The 18,190-nt window shown below is 50.6% G+C and carries 14 protein-coding genes; 12 read left to right on the plus strand and 2 right to left on the minus strand.

What is annotated here, in order from left to right:
* Positions 1 to 17 precede the first annotated feature (17 nt).
* The 12 genes from tssD (H3H32_RS34890) (at position 18) to H3H32_RS34940 (ending at position 8,965) form a co-directional block, all read left to right on the plus strand.
* Positions 18 to 416 (plus strand): type VI secretion system tube protein TssD, encoded by a 399-nt coding sequence (tssD, locus tag H3H32_RS34890; RefSeq protein WP_182460303.1) that lies wholly within the window; start codon positions 18 to 20, stop codon positions 414 to 416.
* A gap of 29 nt (positions 417 to 445) precedes the next feature.
* The gene (gene tssD / locus H3H32_RS34895) at positions 446 to 862 is read left to right on the plus strand and encodes a type VI secretion system tube protein TssD (RefSeq protein ID WP_182460304.1); all 417 of its coding nucleotides are present in this window, start codon (positions 446 to 448) and stop codon (positions 860 to 862) included.
* Positions 863 to 872: 10 nt separating this feature from the next.
* Positions 873 to 1,760: an OmpA family protein gene (locus tag H3H32_RS34900; RefSeq protein WP_182460305.1), complete on the plus strand. Its 888-nt coding sequence runs from the start codon at positions 873 to 875 to the stop codon at positions 1,758 to 1,760.
* A gap of 2 nt (positions 1,761 to 1,762) precedes the next feature.
* Positions 1,763 to 2,257, plus strand: a complete 495-nt coding sequence (locus H3H32_RS34905) for a helix-hairpin-helix domain-containing protein (protein ID WP_182460306.1) — start codon at positions 1,763 to 1,765, stop codon at positions 2,255 to 2,257.
* Complete coding sequence (locus H3H32_RS34910) at positions 2,254 to 2,421, plus strand: hypothetical protein (protein WP_182460307.1); 168 nt, start codon at positions 2,254 to 2,256, stop codon at positions 2,419 to 2,421. The genes H3H32_RS34905 and H3H32_RS34910 overlap by 4 nt, the downstream gene beginning before the upstream one ends.
* A gap of 3 nt (positions 2,422 to 2,424) precedes the next feature.
* Positions 2,425 to 2,829: a hypothetical protein gene (locus H3H32_RS37225; protein ID WP_220472579.1), complete on the plus strand. Its 405-nt coding sequence runs from the start codon at positions 2,425 to 2,427 to the stop codon at positions 2,827 to 2,829.
* A gap of 58 nt (positions 2,830 to 2,887) precedes the next feature.
* On the plus strand, positions 2,888 to 3,823 hold the full coding sequence (locus H3H32_RS34915) for an ATP-binding protein (protein ID WP_220472580.1): 936 nt from the start codon (positions 2,888 to 2,890) through the stop codon (positions 3,821 to 3,823).
* Between the two features lie 180 nt (positions 3,824 to 4,003).
* Entirely contained in the window at positions 4,004 to 4,288 is a 285-nt protein-coding gene (locus H3H32_RS34920; protein WP_182460308.1) for a hypothetical protein, read from the plus strand.
* A 372-nt stretch (positions 4,289 to 4,660) separates the two neighbouring features.
* Positions 4,661 to 5,662 (plus strand): IS110 family RNA-guided transposase, encoded by a 1,002-nt coding sequence (locus H3H32_RS34925; RefSeq protein WP_182457633.1) that lies wholly within the window; start codon positions 4,661 to 4,663, stop codon positions 5,660 to 5,662.
* A gap of 212 nt (positions 5,663 to 5,874) precedes the next feature.
* On the plus strand, positions 5,875 to 7,086 hold the full coding sequence (locus tag H3H32_RS34930; RefSeq protein ID WP_182460309.1) for a hypothetical protein: 1,212 nt from the start codon (positions 5,875 to 5,877) through the stop codon (positions 7,084 to 7,086).
* Positions 7,087 to 7,203: 117 nt separating this feature from the next.
* Positions 7,204 to 7,953 carry a J domain-containing protein gene (locus tag H3H32_RS34935; protein WP_182460310.1) on the plus strand — a complete coding sequence of 250 codons (750 nt, stop codon included), beginning with the start codon at positions 7,204 to 7,206 and terminating at the stop codon, positions 7,951 to 7,953.
* Between the two features lie 16 nt (positions 7,954 to 7,969).
* Positions 7,970 to 8,965: a vWA domain-containing protein gene (locus H3H32_RS34940; protein ID WP_182460311.1), complete on the plus strand. Its 996-nt coding sequence runs from the start codon at positions 7,970 to 7,972 to the stop codon at positions 8,963 to 8,965.
* A gap of 277 nt (positions 8,966 to 9,242) precedes the next feature.
* Here H3H32_RS34940 and H3H32_RS34945 read toward each other — a convergent pair whose 3' ends face one another.
* Positions 9,243 to 10,028, minus strand: a complete 786-nt coding sequence (locus H3H32_RS34945; protein ID WP_182460312.1) for a T9SS type A sorting domain-containing protein — start codon at positions 10,026 to 10,028, stop codon at positions 9,243 to 9,245.
* The gene (locus H3H32_RS34950; RefSeq protein WP_182460313.1) at positions 10,003 to 18,093 is read right to left on the minus strand and encodes an Ig-like domain-containing protein; all 8,091 of its coding nucleotides are present in this window, start codon (positions 18,091 to 18,093) and stop codon (positions 10,003 to 10,005) included. The genes H3H32_RS34945 and H3H32_RS34950 overlap by 26 nt, the downstream gene beginning before the upstream one ends.
* Positions 18,094 to 18,190 lie beyond the last annotated feature (97 nt).

Raw genomic sequence — 18,190 nt, forward strand, 5'->3', positions numbered from 1 at the left:
TTTTTATAGCTAGCATTATGCCATATTCAAGTAAAATTACGCTGGGCGCCGACACATTCGATATTCTGGGAGGAGACATTGGCTTTTCCAGAAGCGTTGATGTCAAAGGAAGACCGTCCAGCCACGTCATGGGTGGCCAATTCTCATTTACGGTGGAAGTCACGGAGAAATCAGCCTTGGTCGAGCACATGGTCAATTCGCAAAATAAACCTTTTGATAAAGGAGCCTTAGAATTTACGGATGCTGGTGATGATGGAGTAACCCGCAAGATCGAGTTCGCGAATGCTTACATCGTCAACTATAGCGAATCGTTTTCGGCGGCTGGCGCAGCCTATACGTGCTCAATTACGATTTCGGCCGAAAAAATAACCATTCAAAAAGCGGTACTGGATCAGCGGTGGCCCGTGAAGAAATAATTCCCTAAACTCTTTATTACTAACTAATTATGGCAGACGCAGCAGATGTAGGTTTTACGTCAAAACTTACTATTGGCACAAGTACATTTGACGTTCTTAGTTTTGGTACGTCCTTCAGCCGGGATTATGACCAGAAAGGACGTCCTTCCTCGGCCGTTCGGGCGGGTGATATGTCATTGACGATCGAAATAACCCAAAACGAAGATTTGATCGATAAGATGATCAATGCTCAGAATAAAGCCGTCGATGGCAAAATCGAGTTCTGGCAATCAGGTAAAGACGGAGTTTTCCGTACGGTCGATTTCAAAAATGGCTACATTACTAGCTACAAGGAAGGCTTTCAACCAGCAGGATCAAGCAATTTCAGTGCAGATATATCCATCACGGCAGAGAAAATAACTGTTGGTAAGGCAGCATATGACGCAGGCTGGCCAATCAATAGCTAATTGATCCCGCATGAGTAAGCTATGGGTATGGTGGATGGGATTAGGTGTTTGGGTAATCGTTTCTGTTTGTGTACACCTATTCTACATCAAACGTATTCGGCTGTCGGAAGAACCTGTTCTGCCCCCTGTACACATTATTGACGGCAATCAATTGCGGATTCAACTACGGGGTAATCTATTCCAGCAGGCGGGCAGCGAACTAAAATCAATAGGTAATCGGTCAGCGAACAGTCGTTCCGGGAACATCCGTTCTGGATTGGATACGCTGGCTGATTACCTAAAAGCGAATCCTCGCCGATGGCTCACGGTGATTGGTTATTATACCCCAGCCGAAGGCAAGCAAACATTGATTTCCAACTTAGGGGTTTTACGGGCCACCAGTGTTCAGCAGTATTTGGTGAGCGCCGGGGTACCCGAAGAGCAGATCAAGGTTTGGGGAGAAGCTTCCAATGCGTTGCTGTTTGTGCAGGATTCTACGAATGCCCTGTCGTTTGCCTTTCAGTCGATAACGATTGACGCAAACTGGCTGGCGCGGCACCAGAAGTATGTTGATCTGTTTCATCCGCTACAGTTGTATTTCCAGACGGGAAGTACAGCCTATATCCATACGCCCGACAACGAACAGTTTGCCCGCGAAGCCATTGCCTACCTGCGCAACCACAAACGGGATCGACTAGTGATTACGGGTCATACGGATAGTGTTGGAACAGAAGTACGGAACCTGCAACTGTCGCGGCTACGGGCGCGAGTGATTCAGGATTCGCTGGTGAAACAAGGAGCCGATAAGCGATGGCTCCAGTTAGTAGCCCAGGGCGATAAATCGCCCATTGCGCCGAACGCTTTACCCGAGGGTCGTGAAGCGAACCGACGGGTAACGTTGCTTGTAGAACGACGTTGAGTATGTTTGAACTGAATCCGTTTCACTTAGAAGACGCCAGTCTGCTGCACTTCCTGATGCTTCAGGGAACAGCTGTACTGGCTTATTTCATTTTTCGGGAACGCTTCAAGAAACAACTGAGCGACTTAGTGACTAAACGTCAGGTTCTTCAGGAAGCGTTTGATATAGAGCAGATTATTGAACCAGAAGTTGAAGAAGTATTTGTAACGATGCCCGGTCGGGATGATTTAAAGGAGATTGCGGGCATTAATACTAAGTCAGAAGCGATCCTGAATAGCATCGGGGTCTTCCGATTTTCACAACTGGCCGAAACCCCTGTATCTACCGTTCGCCGGGTGCTGGCCGAACATGGTCCGTTGTTGCATACCTATGATCCGGCAACCTGGCCAGGGCAAGCGTTACTAGCGACCGAGGGCCGTTGGGATGAATTACGCACCTGGCAGGAGCAAATGCGTCGGGGTGAATCCAGAGGAACTAGCCCACTCTATTTGCCATGAATCCGTTAAATCCCTGGGTAGCACTGACAGAAATTCTCCTCTTGCTGGGAGTGGCCTTCGGGTTAGGCCGCGGTATTGCCTGGCTGCAATACCGTAAGCAGATAGACGCGCAAAAGCAGGCTATCCGGAAGTTACAGAAGAAATTAAACGTATTACCGAAATGACAAATGAGTGATGTAACGATGATTGAGTTGTTTGCAATCACTGCCAATTCAAATGCCCTGCAATGGGAGTTAAATTGGCTGGAGGCCGTGATTTCGACTCGTTTTGAACTTTACTTCAATCAGGAAAGCCCCTATGGTTCTATTGAAGAGATTGATGAACCTAATTTAACCGATAATCAGTCGGCCTATGCGCAGTTAGTTCGCGAGCATAGCCTTGGCAATTATGAGCGGTTAATGCTGATTATGGCACTTGCCCCGCATATTCGGCCGCAAGTGCTCGACTTTTTTTTTCACCCGAAATCTTACGTACGATCGGGCATTTACGGAATTTGGTGGGATTCGCGACAATACTCGGGGTGGTTTTTTACCGACGGTCGAGACAATTTTATTTCTGGTAGCCGGTTCTGACCTGACACGCCGTATCCGGTTACAGACCTATTTATTTCATGATTCACTGCTTGTACAGTTGAACATTATCCAGGTAAACCCCGCGGGCCCTAATGAACCTAGTACCTGTGGAGCGCTGACTATATCTGACGAATACCGGGCCTTGCTTACAACGGGCGAAAGCAACCGTCCTGATTTTAGTGCTGATTTTCCGGCCAGCCGCGTAACCACCACGCTAGAGTGGGATGATCTGGTTCTCGACTATCAGATTATGGAGGAAGTGAAAGAGATAAAAACCTGGATTGATAATTCGGACACAATTTTAAAAAACGCCCAGCTAAAAAAATACCTCAAACCCGGTTATCGCGCGTTGTTCTATGGCCCACCCGGTACGGGAAAAACGCTAACAGCTAGCTTGTTAGGGAAATCGACAGGTCTGGATGTGTATCGAATTGACCTATCCATGATTGTGTCTAAATACATTGGTGAAACGGAGAAAAACCTGGGGCGGGTGTTCGATTTAGCGGAGCGCCGGCGCTGGATTCTGTTTTTTGATGAGGCCGATGCCCTGTTTGGTAAACGGACCGAAACAACGTCGTCTAACGATCGGCACGCCAATCAGGAAGTGGCTTTTCTGCTGCAACGGATGGAAAACTTTCCGGGTGTAATTGTTCTGGCAACCAACCTGAAAGATAACATCGACGAAGCTTTTGCCCGGCGCTTTCAGTCCATGATTTATTTCCCCGCACCCAACGCATCGAAACGCGCCAATTTGTGGCGACAGGCGTTTAAGGATTCAGTTGACGTTGATCCAAGTATTGACTTTGACAAGCTAGGTGAGCGCTTTGCGGTTACAGGTGCCATTATCATGAATGTTTTACGAGCCTGTGTAATGATTAACATTAATCGGCAACGGCCAATTACTTCCGATGATATTATATCAAGCTTGCAACGTGAATTTCATAAAGAAGGAAAAACACTGGAAGAAATTGGAAAAAAGACATTCAGAAATTAATAACTATTGAAGCTGTTTGAAACTTTCTTATTTTAGGTGAATTTGAATCGTTTTTTTTGTCATTCCGACTTTAGTAGGAATGACAAAAAAGAGTCTCATATTTTCTTATCAAAAAAAGTTTAACTGGTCAACAAAAAAGTAATGATTTAATTAATTCCCAACCACTTAAATTATATACGTATGGATTCTATAAGAGATCGGGTCTACCAGAGGTATAATAATAACCCTCAACAAATGGCCAGAGATGGAATGACGGGCTATTTTGCGGCAACTGGTTTCCTGCTTAATCGCGGGGCTAGGGCTGCAGGTTTAACGAGGGCTGACATGCCAGCCAGAAGCTTTTCTGCTTTTAGGAGACAGATGGGATGGGGCATGTTACGAACACCTCTAGGGCGTATGACGATGCTAGCCGGTGCTGCGACTGTAGGTACAAGATGGGCTATCGGTCAGGCCACTGGTGAATAATAATGACTATCCTTTAACTGAGGTTTAACGTAGCTGGTAGAATTAAAATTGGGTATCGCCAAATGGATTATTTTTCAGGAAAACTATTTGGCGATACTTCTATTTTATTGGGAACCTGTTTAAACTTTCTGTAGCCGAGTCATAATTGGAGTTTTTGTCATCCCTCCTGCGTCGGGATTGTAAGTTTGCTCTGAACAAATAATCTTTGGTTCTCCAGGTCATACCTACGTCGGGATGGTCTAAAAGACCGGTTGTCATGATCGGTAGCCTGGAGAGCCAATCTCATGGAACCCGGACAGTTCAGTGGGCATATAGCCCGTTTCACAATGATGTCGAGAGCATGAGTAGTATCCCGCTTTTTTCGTTTTTAGCATGAACCAACCAGCTATCTATTACGGGGTTGATGTCAGTAAAGAGACCTTACACATCAGCTACCAAATCGGAATCGATGCCAATGGGCAACCCCAATGGGCCTATCAAACCCTGCCCAACCAAGCGGACTCCATTGAGCAATGGGCTGCTGAACTGCCCGCCAATAGCCACCTCATTTTCGAGCATACAGGTACCTATTCGGCTCGATTAGCTTGGGTATTAGCCCTGCAAAATCGCCCCTTTAGCCTCCTTACGCCCAACCAAAGCAAAGGCTTTGCCGCCACTCTGAAGTCTATCAGCAAGACCGACCGGAGCGATGCGGCACTATTGGCGCGCTACGGACAAGTCTTTCAGCCCCAGCCTTCGCAACTGGCCGATGAGTCTCTACATCAGCTTCGCCAACAGCACAAACACCTCAACGACCTGCGAATCAGTCAGCAAGCGGTGGCTAATCAGCTTCATGCGCTGTCGTTCGACCCCCGGGCCAGTCAGAAAGTCAAGGCTAGCCTGCTGGTTCTCCAACAGAGCTACCTGACTCAGATTGCGCTCTTTGAAGAGGAACTGGATCAGCTGAGTCAACAGGAGTTGCAGGCCATTTCGGAGCGGATGCAGCGGGTCAAGGGGATTGGGCCGGCTTCCTCTCAAGCCTTGTGCACGGCCACCAATGGGCTGGCTGGATTCGAGTCAGCCAAAGCGGTAGCTAAGTTCGTGGGCATTGCCCCCAGTCAAACTCAATCGGGCAGTTCGGTTCGTCGGCGTGGTCGGATGGCCCGCACGGGTTTAGGGTATGTACGGGGCCTTTTATACATGGCAGCTCGTTCGGCCCGTAAATACAATTTGGGCTGTAAAGCGCTTTATGATCGGCTACGGGCCAAGGGTAAATGCCACAAAGTGGCGATGGTGGCGGTGATGAATAAGTTGTTGCATCAGGTGTTTGTGGTGGTGAAGAAGAATATTGAATTCGTCAATGGGTTCAGCCTATCCAAACAAAATTTGGCTTAAAACTTGTTTTTTGACACAGTTCATGACAAAAACGCTGTTAAGTCAAAAGTTTAAACAGGTTCTGGCTATAAAAAATAAAGAAATACACATCAACAAATTATCTACATTATAGTCAAAATAGGGATTTCCCATTAAAATCCCTAGCCATATTTACTTACTAAACTAATGGGCAATCTTCTTGTACATCTACCTGTATAATTCAAATACAACAGATGCCACATACAAATAAGAATCTTGATAAATGGGTTACCCGAAAAAAAAGCGGTATTCCTTCTGCAGGTAGTCGGGCAACGGCCCAAATTCCCGCTGTAAAGCGCAAACATGCTTTCGCGAGAGGCTATCAACAACGGCTCATTTTACATGCAACAAAAGTAAAAGGTCGTCCAACAATAGGGCTGCCTGCCGTATACGGCCGTTGGGGGCGTAATCAAATTAGCTCTACCAAGACACTGGACAAAAAAAAATACCGGATGAATCAGATTCAGCACCGGGCAAACTTTGGCGGTACTGGACTCGATGAAATGGTCAGTACGGCAACTGTTGGTAAGATTGTTCAGCACATGAAAGATAATAGGCGATCGCTCGAAGACATTAAAAATGTAACGGATTTATTGTCAAGAGAGCGTGAAGAAGTTCGTTATCTCCTCTGGACAACCAACGAACAAAAGAGGCCGCTCAGTGGGCACCCTGGAGCGCTTAGTCAAGACCAGGGGGATATGCGCCGTGGACTAACGGGTGATCATGGGACTAAAGACAGATTACGGGGCAAGTGGGTATTGAATCAATACAATTCAAAAGCTGGAACTGAAGAAGATAGGCTGACCGATACCAGTATCATGGCGAATATCATGACCAATCAGCTATTCAGCGAGCCCTTTGCTCAACTTGATACGGTTTCGCCAACTGGCAGTACACAAGTGGGCTATCACCCTGTGCATGGATCAATTTATAAATCTAAAGGAGGAATAAAAACCAAAACTCTTGCTTTCAGGAAGGCGGCAATCGACACGCATAATTCGCGCGAACGCCGGAAGTGGGCTACTGCCGAACGGTTAATCAATCGAGGTTATAAAGACCTGGTTCATCCAGCTATGTACAAATGGATTGAAGCAGGCAAAGGATGGTCTCAGGGGCTGTCTATGTATATGGAGAGTGTAAAAGGGGAGCAGAATAAAGATACTGGAGCAACATCGTCAACAGCTTATTTGCCTGTAAAAGACGGTGATATGTTCACCCTGAGTCAATGGAACGATAGAGCCAGGAAGGGACTTATGGGTCTGGCAGTTGGTAGTCCAAGGCCATTAATGCGCCGGGCTTCGCCGATTAGCCTTATTACCCCTCGTACTTACAAACAGCAACTGCTTACAGCTTACTTTAGGCACGCTCAACTAAAAACGCCCCCTAATGTTAATCCGAATCTTTGAGCTTTATGTCAATTCGGTTATAAATCCATAGCCGAATTGTCTCCTTTGTTGCCTGATTTAAAAATGGAGCCGATTTAGTTAACTGACCTGGGTGATTCTGGCTTATATTTGGTGTTGATGAACGTCCAATCGTCCCTGCCTGCTCCGCACCCTGCCAAAGATGATCTACTGGCTCAGATTCGGGCGTTAGAGGCTCAAATTGCGCTGTTGGAGGAAGAGAAAGCAGCCTGTCAATACCAGATTGACCGATATTATCGCCTGTTCCGGCTCCAACTCGGCGACCTGCTTACACAGACCGTTGAACTTCAATTGACATTATCACTCCGAAAAGCAGCTCAGACTGGCCGACGGAGTGATGCCGAAACAGCGAAAGCCTGGCAAGATACGTTTGAGAAAACCAATCGGGCCGTGCGGGAGGCCGTTGCCCACCAGCCTACTGACTTCGACGAGATTGCAGAACGGGAAATCCGACGACTCTATCGGCAAGCCGTTATGCTGGCCCACCCCGATCGGCATGTCAATGATCCCGATCGCATGGCGCAGGCAACAACCTATATGGCTCGGCTCAACGACGCCTATCAGCGTCGGGACCTCACAACCGTCCGTCAGTTGGTGCAGGACCTCAACGATGGATTGCTCTTCATAACCAGGCCTGAAACGAACCTCGATCTGGAGGCATTACGCGAATGGCATCAACGGCTTGTGGGTCGTCAGGCAGGGTTGCAAACCGAAGTCAATCATCTGAAAGCGACCGAAGCTTATCAATGCATCGCCAACGACATTGACTTAATCGCTCATTTTGCCAACCTGCGGGAACAGATGCAGCAACAGCTAGTCCATCTGCAACACCAATTCCAATCGTCATAACCACCAATTCAGTATTATGTCTGAACTACAGCCCCTACCGTCTTACGCCTTGTCGGCTGCCGATTTACAAAAAACGGTACAGGAGTTGCTGCAACGACCTATCAAAGAGCGACCTTATTCGGCTCAGATCATGCGCCAGACGCCCACGGCGTTTATTTTCCTGATTGATCAGTCGGGGTCAATGGATGAGCAAACGATCTATCGGGGGCAATCGCTTTCCAAGGCCGCAGCGGTAGCTCAGATCATTAATCAGACGTTGCTGGAATTAGTCCTGCGTTGCCAGAAAGGCGACGAGATCCGCCATTACTACGATATTGCGCTGATTGGCTACGGCGGTTACAGCGATGACAAAGCAAATCTGCTCTGGTCGGGAGATATGGCCGGGAAAACGTTTCTCTCGCCCGCCGAACTAGCGGCAGCCACCATTCGGGTAGAGGAGATTGCCACCGAGCGAACCATCCGGGGAAGAACCTTCTCCGTTACAGAGAAGCGGCCCGTTTGGCTGAATCCGGTTCACCGGCATCGGACGCCGATGAAAAGCGCCATCTGCCTGGCCGAGTCACTTATACAGCAATGGCTGGCGGCCCAAAATGGCAAAGACGTTTACCCGCCCACGGTCATCAATATTACCGATGGCGTAGCAACGGATGCAACGCCTGACGAACTACTGGCCAGCTGCGACCGGCTGAAGAGCCTTCATACGATGGACGGGCATGTGTTACTGATGAATATTCACGTGTCGGACGAGCAGGGTAAAACCATTTTGTTCCCCTCCAAAGCCGCCGAATTGGGAACCGATCAATACGCGCGGTTACTCTACGATATGTCGAGTGAGATGCCCGCTCCGTACCATACCGACATTGCCAGTCTATTTGGACTCGATCAGCGAACAACCTACGTGGGCATGTGCAGCAACGCCGATATGAACGTGCTGGTCAAATTCATGAACATCGGCACACCTACCCAGCATAACCAGCGATTCGCAGCCAACCTCCAGGCAAACGGAATTTAGGTAAGGTTTTTCATTTACTTACCTTTTTGACAACGGCTAACCAGCCCTGTAAGGGCGTCCTGTCAATAGATCGTGTCGCTTAGTAAGAGCCTGAAGCGCCGTAGGTGCGACCTAATTCTTGGTATATAGGTCGCACCTACGGCGCTTGGGGTTATGCCCAATCTACTATTTTCTATTAACAGGTCACTCCTGACGGAGTTTCAGATAGACCGAGGATACGGGCGATTCCATGTGTTTTAAAATCTATATGATCACCTAGAAATCAGCATCTCCGCTCTTACAATTTAAGGATTTTGCGGACAGTTGAGCGGTCGCCGATGGTAATGTGTAACAAATACGTACCCGCAGGCTCCTTGTTCAAGTCTAACTGGGTCTGGCGTTTTTTAGTCGTTACCTGCTCGAAAATAGCTCCGTTAGGCCCTACCAATTGCAACTGGGCAGCTTCCTTCTGAAGCGATAAATCAATATCAACCGTTACGGTACCATCCGTCGGAACGGGATATACTTTCACCGAATTGCTCAACAAATCCTCTTCTGCCGTTAACACATCGACACGAACCCGTACCGTATCAACGCCTTCTATCTTGCCGGAGCCACACCCGTTAGATACCGTCAGTAGCTTATAGGTAGTTGTCGTATTGGGCGTAACGGTCGCCGAAAACACATTCGAATTTGTACCAAATGCGGCAACCTGCGTGCCATTCGAATAAGTTACCGTCCAGGGTGCCTCGCCAGTCAACGCGAAATTGAGTTCAACGCTTTGTCCGTTAAAAATGACATTACTGCTGGCACTTATCGACGCAGTTGGGGCAGCTCTCACCGTAAGTAAGGTTGGGCTCCGTGTTCCCAGAATCGGATAGGGCGCGTTTAAGGCAATTACCCGAACATAGTACTGACCGGAAGCAAACGTACCCGGAATACTGGTGCTAATGCCACCACTTTGAACAACGCCATTACCAATGGGAGTGTATTTTCGGGAGGCTGAATCGCCAACGGCACTCGCAATTTCGACGGTGAAGGCATTTCCGGATACGAACTCACCCGTAGTTGAAAACGGTACCACAAACGATGTGTTGGTACAGACTACGGATGTCGACAGCGCATTGGTAGCAATGGTAGGTACTTTGACGGTTACCGCAGCCCCCCCCTGTTACTGTGCCATTCCCACAGGCATTCGCGACACCCGTTACGGCATAGGTTGTGCTGGTGGCCGGCGTAACAGAAATTTTACGGACGGTTGCCTCCCCATTTGGGGCTGTTTCTGCCGTTCCGTTGGTTCCATCGGAAAGCGTATAGCTATAAGGCCCTACGCCTGATAGCGTCAGAGTGAGTACCGCTGAATTACCCAGATAAATAGACGAAGTACCTTCCAGTTTAGCCGCCGACGCTGAATTGATGGCAACCCTGATCTCGGCTTTCCGGCTTTCACAACCTAGCGCACTTGTCTGGGTAACCGAATAACTGGTACCGGCAGTTACGACGGCCGTGGGTGGAGTCGGTGCGTTTGTCGTTACAGCTCCCGTCGGATCAGTCCATTTCAAATTGGTTCCCGAAGCCGTTAACGGTCTCGGAGTTGTGTTCTGACAGAAGGCAATGGGCGAAACAACCGTTGGCAATGGCGTAACGTTAACGACATAGTTAATTGTGGCTTTGGGGCTCACACAACCGTTGATCGTTTGCGTCACTTTATAGCTGTACGATTGGGTAATGTCAACCTTAGTTACAGGCGTTGGGGGCGAAATCAGGTTGTCGTTCCCATCATACCATTGAAGGGCCGTACCTGTAGCGGTAAGTGGCTGTACGATGGCGTCCTGGCACCCGTTTTGATTGGCAGCTACCGCTGGCGCAGCTGGCAAGGGATTAACAACAACCTGCGCCGTTGCTCGGGCGCTTTCACACGAGTTCACGGTCTGACTGACGTAGTAAACAAACGTTCCGGGAACCGTAGTTGTCTGTGTAACTGCACTACCCAGACTTGCTGTTGTGGTTGCATCGGCATACCATTTCAGGCTTTGCCCGGCAGCCGCCAGAACAAAAGGCGTACTATTCTGACATACTGGCGCTATTGCCGGGAAAACAGGTGGCGCTGGCATGGCCGTAATCGTCACGAGTAGCAAACTCCTGGGGCTTTCACAGCCATTGATATCGGTCTGGCTCACATAATAAGGCAACACGCCCGAATTCGTTGTAATGGGTGTCGGTGCCAGCGGTGTGCTCGTTCCACCCGTTGGCGTTGTATACCAGTTCAGCGAACCTCCACTCCCCGCCGTCGCAACAAGTGCTGTGGCTACCGAGCCCTGGCAGAAAGTAGCTGGTGTTGTGGAAGGTGCCACTGGAAGCGGATTTATCTTAACCGTTACGGGTGCCCGGTTACTCTCGCAGCCATTGGCATCGGTCTGACTTACATAATAGACCTGGGTTCCGGGCGTAGTTGTTGGAGGAACCGGCGCTATAGACGAGGCACTGCCCCCCGCCGAAGCCGTGTACCAGTTCAACACACCGCCGTTTGGTGTAGCTGTTAAAGGAGCCGCAACTGCATTCTGACAGTACGTAGGCGAGGCTGTTACGGCGGGCACTGATGGAGACGCTTTTATGGTTGCGACCAGGCTAACTCGTGGCCCTTCGCAGCCATTCACATTCTGGCTGACATAGTACGTAACCGTACCCGCAGCCGTAACCGGCGGAACGGGCGGAATTGCGGAACCCGTCCCCCCTGTTGGCGTTGTATACCAGCTCAACGTACCCCCACTGGTCGCCACAGCCGACAAGGCTGTGGAGGTACCACCCTGGCAATAAATGGGTGCGTTTCCAACGGTTGGCGCGGGGGGCGTGGGCTGGATGAGTACAGTAATGGAAGCCATTGGCCCTTCGCAACCACTAACGGTCTGACTCACAAAGTAGGTAAAGTATCCCGGTGAGGTGGTTGGCGGTATAGGAGCTATCGACGAAGCCACTCCGCCCGTTTGCGTGGTATACCAGTTCAAACTGCCACCACTGGTTGGCGATGCCGTTAACGCAGTGGCTATAACGCCCTGACAATAAACGATTGGGGCTGTAGCAACACCCGGAGCCGTGGGCAATGCTTTAATGTTAACAGCGATATTAACCCGGTCACCCTCACAACCGTTAACCGTTTGGCTGACGTAGTAATTAAGAATACCTACCACTGAGGTTGGCGGAGTTGGTGCCGTCTGACTCGGACTTCCATTGACTGGCACAGTATACCAGTTTAAGGTACCACCCGAGCTAGGAATGGCCGTTAAAGGAGCAGACGTCGCGTTCTGGCAATAGCTCAACGCACTGGCACTGAGACCAGGAGCCGAGGGCAGCGATTTGATCGTAACCGCAATGCTAGCTCGTGGTCCTTCACAGCCGTTAACGCTCTGGCTGACGTAGTACGTGAGACCACCCGCCGTTGTGGTCGGTGGAGAAGGCGCAATGGGCGTCGATACACCACCAGTCTGGTTAAGGTACCAGTTCAAGGTACCGCCAAGACTGGCTACTGCTGTTAGTGGTGCAGAAACGGCATTCAGACAGTAGCTCACCGCCGATGTGCCTGGTGCGCCAGGCGTGGCCGTAATGGTCACCGTAATAGCTGCCCGAGGACCTTCACAACCATTAACGGTCTGACTAACATAATAGATTGTAATACCTGGTGTCGATGTGGGTGGCGTTGGGGCTGCTGTACTTGGTGTACCATCGGTTGGCACAGTATACCAATTCAGGATACCGCCAGGGCTAGGTGTAGCTGACAAGGCTGTAGCCACACTACCCTGGCAAAAGTTTACCGTGCTGGAATTGATGCTAGGTGCAACAGGCAAGGGCTTGATCGTGACAGTAATCGTAGCCTGAGGACCTTCACAACCATTAACACTTTGGCTAACGTAGTATGTAAGCGTCTGCGCGGTTGTTGTCGGCGGAATAGGGGCCGAAGCGCTCGCCGTTCCACCCGTCGAAATCGTGTACCAGTTCAATGTGCCACCACTACTCGGTGTAGCAGTTAACGCCGTGGCGACCTCTTTTTGACAGTAACTTACCGAACTGGTGCTCACCGTAGGCGCTGCTGGCCGAGGTAGTATGGTCACATCCAGACTAGCCCGAGGACCTTCACAACCATTCGAACTCTGACTCACATAGTAGGTAAAGGTACCCGTAGCCGAGGTGGGTGGCGTTGGCGCTGCAACGGGCGATCCGCCGGTTGAAGTCGTATACCAATTCAGCGTAGCGCCAGAGCTGGCCGTTGCGGTTAAGGGCGTTGCGGCTCCATTCAGACAGAAACTTATGGCCGATGTGCCCGGTGCTCCCGGCGTAGCGGTAATGATTACCGTAATAGCCGCTCGTGACCCTTCGCAGCCATCCACAATCTGACTCACGTAGTACGTAGTGGTGCCGGATTGACTCGTCGTGATTATGGGTGCTGTCGACGATGGCGTCCCTCCTATCGATACAGTATACCAGTTTAGCGTCCCTCCCGAACTGGCCGTAGCCGTCAAGGTGATGGGTGGCGTATTCTGACAGATATTGACCGTAGGGTTAACACTAGGAGCCGTGGGTAGCGACTTGATTGTAACCGTAATACTAGCCCGTGGTCCCTCACAACCATTCACCGTTTGGCTCACGTAATAAATAGTAGATCCAACTCCTGACGTAGACGGAGTTGGGCTCACCGAACTTGGCGTTCCGCCGGTTGGAACTATGTACCAGTTCAGCGTAGCGCCCGTGCTGGCCGTAGCCGATAGTGGAACGGATACTGCATTCTGACAGTAGTTTAGCGGGGTGGTACTGACCGCAGGAGCCACTGGTCGAGGAAGGACGACAACGTCCAGGCTGGCTCTTGGCCCTTCACATCCGTTAATACTCTGGCTAACATAATAGGTGGTAGTACCCGTAGCTGATGTTGGCGGGAAAGGCGCGGTTGACGTTGGTACACCTCCAACTGAAGTGGTATACCAGTTCAGCGTGCCGCCCAAACTAGCCGTGGCCGTCAACGCAACGGGCGTAGCATCCTGACAGAATGTGGCGGTTGTGGTAACGGGCGCCGTGGGGGTGGCAATAATCGTTACGGTAATACTAGCCCGGTTGCTCTCACAGCCATTGACATCGGTTTGCGTTACATAATAGCTAGTAGGGCCGGGTGTAGTTGTTGACGGCGTTGGCGTCGGGATGACGGTAGTCGTTGTTGGATCGGCGTACCACTTCAACGTTCCTGGCGCGATGGCGTTAAGGGGAGTTGCCGTTGCATTCTGGCAGTAGGATAGCGATGCAGTAACCGTTGGTGCAACTGGTCTCGGGTTAATGGTAACCGCAATGGTGGCCCGTGGCCCTTCGCAGCCGTCAACCGTCTGGCTCACATAGTAGTAGGTAGTAAGTGGCGTGCCGGTGGTTGTTGGTGGAATGGGTGCCGTGGAGGAAGCATTGCCGCCTGTAGATACCGTATACCAGTTGAGCGTTCCACCACTGGCCGCAGTAGCCGATAAAGGTGCTGCGGTGGCATCCTGACAATATAAAACGGGGGTGGTGCTAACCGTTGGCGCTACAGGAAGAGCCTTGATAGTAACGGCAATAGCTGCCTGGTCACTTTCGCAGCCGTCCAGCGTCTGGCTAACGTAGTAATTGATCGGTGCTCCAATGACAGCAGTTGTTGGAATTGTCGCGGTTGCAGTTGGCGTACTTGCGGGATTTTGGCCGTACCAGTTTGGCGTCGTGCCTGGATCGAACGTGGCGGTCAGAGCCGTAACCTGATTAGAACAGAAGCTAACGGGTACCGTTCCAGGTGCATTGGGCTTGGGTTTAATCTGAACCAAAATGGATGCCCGGTCGCTTTCACAACCATTGGCGTCCGTTTGGGTAACATAATAGGTAGTTGGGCCAGGTGTATTTGTGGAAGGTGTTGGCGCTATGGTTGATGGAGTTCCTGCCGTTGGGTCTGTATACCACTTCAGGTTAGTGCCCACAGCCGTCAGCGCAACTGGCGTTGACAATTGGCAGGCAGCAATCGAACTGGTCACCGTTGGCACTGCTGGTTTGGGAATCACGACAATGTTCAGGGCAGCCTTTGGGCCTTCGCAACCATCCACAATCTGGCTTACCGAATACGACAGAGGACCAACGGCGTTTGTCGAAGGAGTTACCGACGTATAGACATTTCCATTAGTATCATACCACCGCAGGGTTCCTGTAGCGATGGCCGTTAATGGACTCGGTACCGAACTCTGGCAGAGCAATTGGGGGTTCGGCGTTACGGTAGGTGCCACAGGAAGAGGTTTAACCGTTACCACAACAGCGCTCCGATCGCTCTCGCAGCCATCGCCACTGGTCTGGCTCACGTAGTACGTGGTGGAACCCACGGCAGAGGTAGAGAGAACAGGCGTTCCGGTATACATAGTACCGCCAGTTTGCGCATCATACCATTTTAGATTACTGCCTGAGGTAACTCCTGTTTGTAACGAAACCGTACTGGCATTCTGGCAAAGTGTAATAGACGTTGTGGTGGGCGCAGCGGGTTTAGCATTCACTGTAACGGTAATAAATGACCGAGTGGTGCTCTCACAATTATTCCCATCTTTCTGACTGACGTAGTAACGAGTAGAAACAGCAGGATCAGTTGTTGGTATGGTGAACCCTGAACCCGTTGAGGCTGTACCACCAGTTTCGCTCTGACCATACCATACGAGTGTATTTCCGGGAAGGGCCGTCGCAGTCAGGGAAACAGGTGTATCGTACTGGCAGTAAACGACGGGTGTTGAACTAACCGTTGGCGGAACAGGTCTGGAGGCAGTGACTACCGTGAACTCTGTGCGCGCGCTTTCACACCCATTGCCATCCGTCTGGCTTACATAATAGGGAATCGCACCCGCCACATTCGTTGGGGGAGTAAAAGGGGTTGGCAAGAGGGCGCCACCCGTTTGCGCAGTATACCATTTCAGGTTTGTTCCCGTAGCGGTTAGAGCCGCAGCCGTCACATCCTGACAGTATAAAATCGAAGGTGGAGAGGCCACCGTTGGAGCCGGAGGTAGTGGATTCACGGTAAAGGTGATCGCTGCCCGATCACTCTCGCAACCGCTACTACTTGTCTGCGTGACGTAATAGGTGGTCGTTCCTGTGGCAGTAGTTGATAAGGTGGGAGCCACTGTAGATCCTGTACCACCACTGGAGGCCGTATACCATGTCAGTGTACCTGTTGCGGTGACTGATGAGACTAAGGAACCCGCAACAGCGCTCAGACAGGCACTAGCGTTAGTTACGGCAGGAGCCGCTGGTTTAGGATAAATGGTAACACTGATTTGTGATCGACTACCCTCACAACCAACTGGATCTTTTTGGCTAACATAGTAGAAGAAAGTACCATCAGCACTAGTCGGTGGGGTTGGTGCCGTTGTCGAACCAGATCCGCCGGAGGAGTTCATGCCGTACCAATACAGCGTATTATTCGTGGCAGCTGTAGCGCTCAACGGAGCCGCCACCGTGAATTGGCAATAGGTAACTGGTGTTGTTACAGCTGGCGCTGCAGGCAACGTATTGACAATGATCGAAATGGTTGCCCGAGTCGTGCTCTCACACCCCTTCACGGTCTGGCTAACATAATAGTTATTACTGGCTGCTGTTGAAGGAGTCAGGTCAGCATAAGGTGTTCCGCCTGTAGAAACAAGATAGAAGTTTAACGTTCCACCGGGCGATGGGGTCGTAATTGCCGTTAATGATGCCGCTGTTGCATTTTGGCAGTACGTTAGGGTATTTGGATTAACGGTAGGAGCCGATGGATACCCATTGACAATGAAGGTAAGTACCGCCCGATCGCTTTCACAACCGTTGTTGTCAACCTGACTCACATAATATGGAGTTGATCCCACCGTGGTTGTCGCGGGCGATGGAGCCACCGTGGAGCCAGTCCCACCCGTAGAATTCAGATACCATCGCAGGTTCGTGCCAGAGGTAATGCCCGTCGCTAACGAAACGGGCGTCGTATTCTGACAAACATTAACGGGCGTGGTTGTTGGAGCAACTGGCCGGGTGTTGACCGTTACCTGAATCGTGGCTTTCGCGCCTTCACAACCACTGACTGTCTGGCTAACGGAGTAAAAGGTAGTGCCCGGCGAGGAAGTAGGGGGCGTGGGAGCCGTACTGCCCAAGGCATTATTGGACGGCCCATACCAGTTCAGGGTTCCACCACTAACAGCGCTAGCCGACAAGGGACTCGCTACCGCATCCTGACAATAGGTTACTGGAGTGGTGACCGAGGGGGCAGCAGGAGCCGCTTTAATGGTCACTGTAATCTCAGCCCGATCACTCTCACAAGCACTCCCATCGGTTTGATTACTGAAATTCGTCTGGCTTACATAGTAGGTAGTCGAAATTGCATTATCGGTGGAAGGTGTGGGCGCTACGGTAGAGCCAACGCCCCCCATTGCTGAGCTATACCATTTCAGATTACTGCCCGAGGTAACAGCTCCGGCTAACGAAGGAGCGGTGCTATTCTGGCAATACGACAACGACGAAACGACGGTCGGCTTAGCCGGTGGTCGATTTATGGTTACTTGCAAAGTAGCTCTGGGGCCTTCGCAGCCATTGACGGTCTGGCTGACATAGTAATTGGTGGTGCCTGTGGCTGAGGTGGGCGGGGTGGGTGCAACCGTTGTTCCCCCGCCACCTGTCGAAGCCGGATACCAGGTTAGGTTTTGACCGGTAGCAGTCAGGGGTTGAATGCCAGTAGCACCCAGGCAGTAAGCCAAATTCGAGACCGTAGGTGCTGGGGGCAACGCATTAACCGTAAAGCCGTTGCTGGGTGGACTATTTACAATCGCTCCTGATGTGCCTGATATGCGGATCAACCTGACCGTGTAAGTACCGGTGGTGCGATCCGCCGGAATCGTGCCTTGCATACTGCCATTACCGCCACTGACGACTCCTGTACTCCCTATAAATGCATCGCTTGTACCCGGTCCATTTAAATTGAGAAGAAGTGTACCCGGATCACCAGCGGTATAACTGTAGGAAACGGTGATGGACGAGCTGGCGCAAACGGGATTCGGTGTGACCGAGGTAATGGTCAATTGTTGAGCCAGGGTAATCGTAGTGCAAAGCAGCGAGACGATTAGTATACATATCAATACACGTATGTACGAAATCATAAATTGAGTTAGCTTTTGGTGTATTGAGAGTACACACCGTATAATCTTGTCAGAGGAGTATAACCATGCATATTATCCCCGGAAGGCCGATAAAGTC

This window comes from Spirosoma foliorum (genome assembly GCF_014117325.1).
GTDB lineage: Bacteria > Bacteroidota > Bacteroidia > Cytophagales > Spirosomataceae > Spirosoma > Spirosoma foliorum.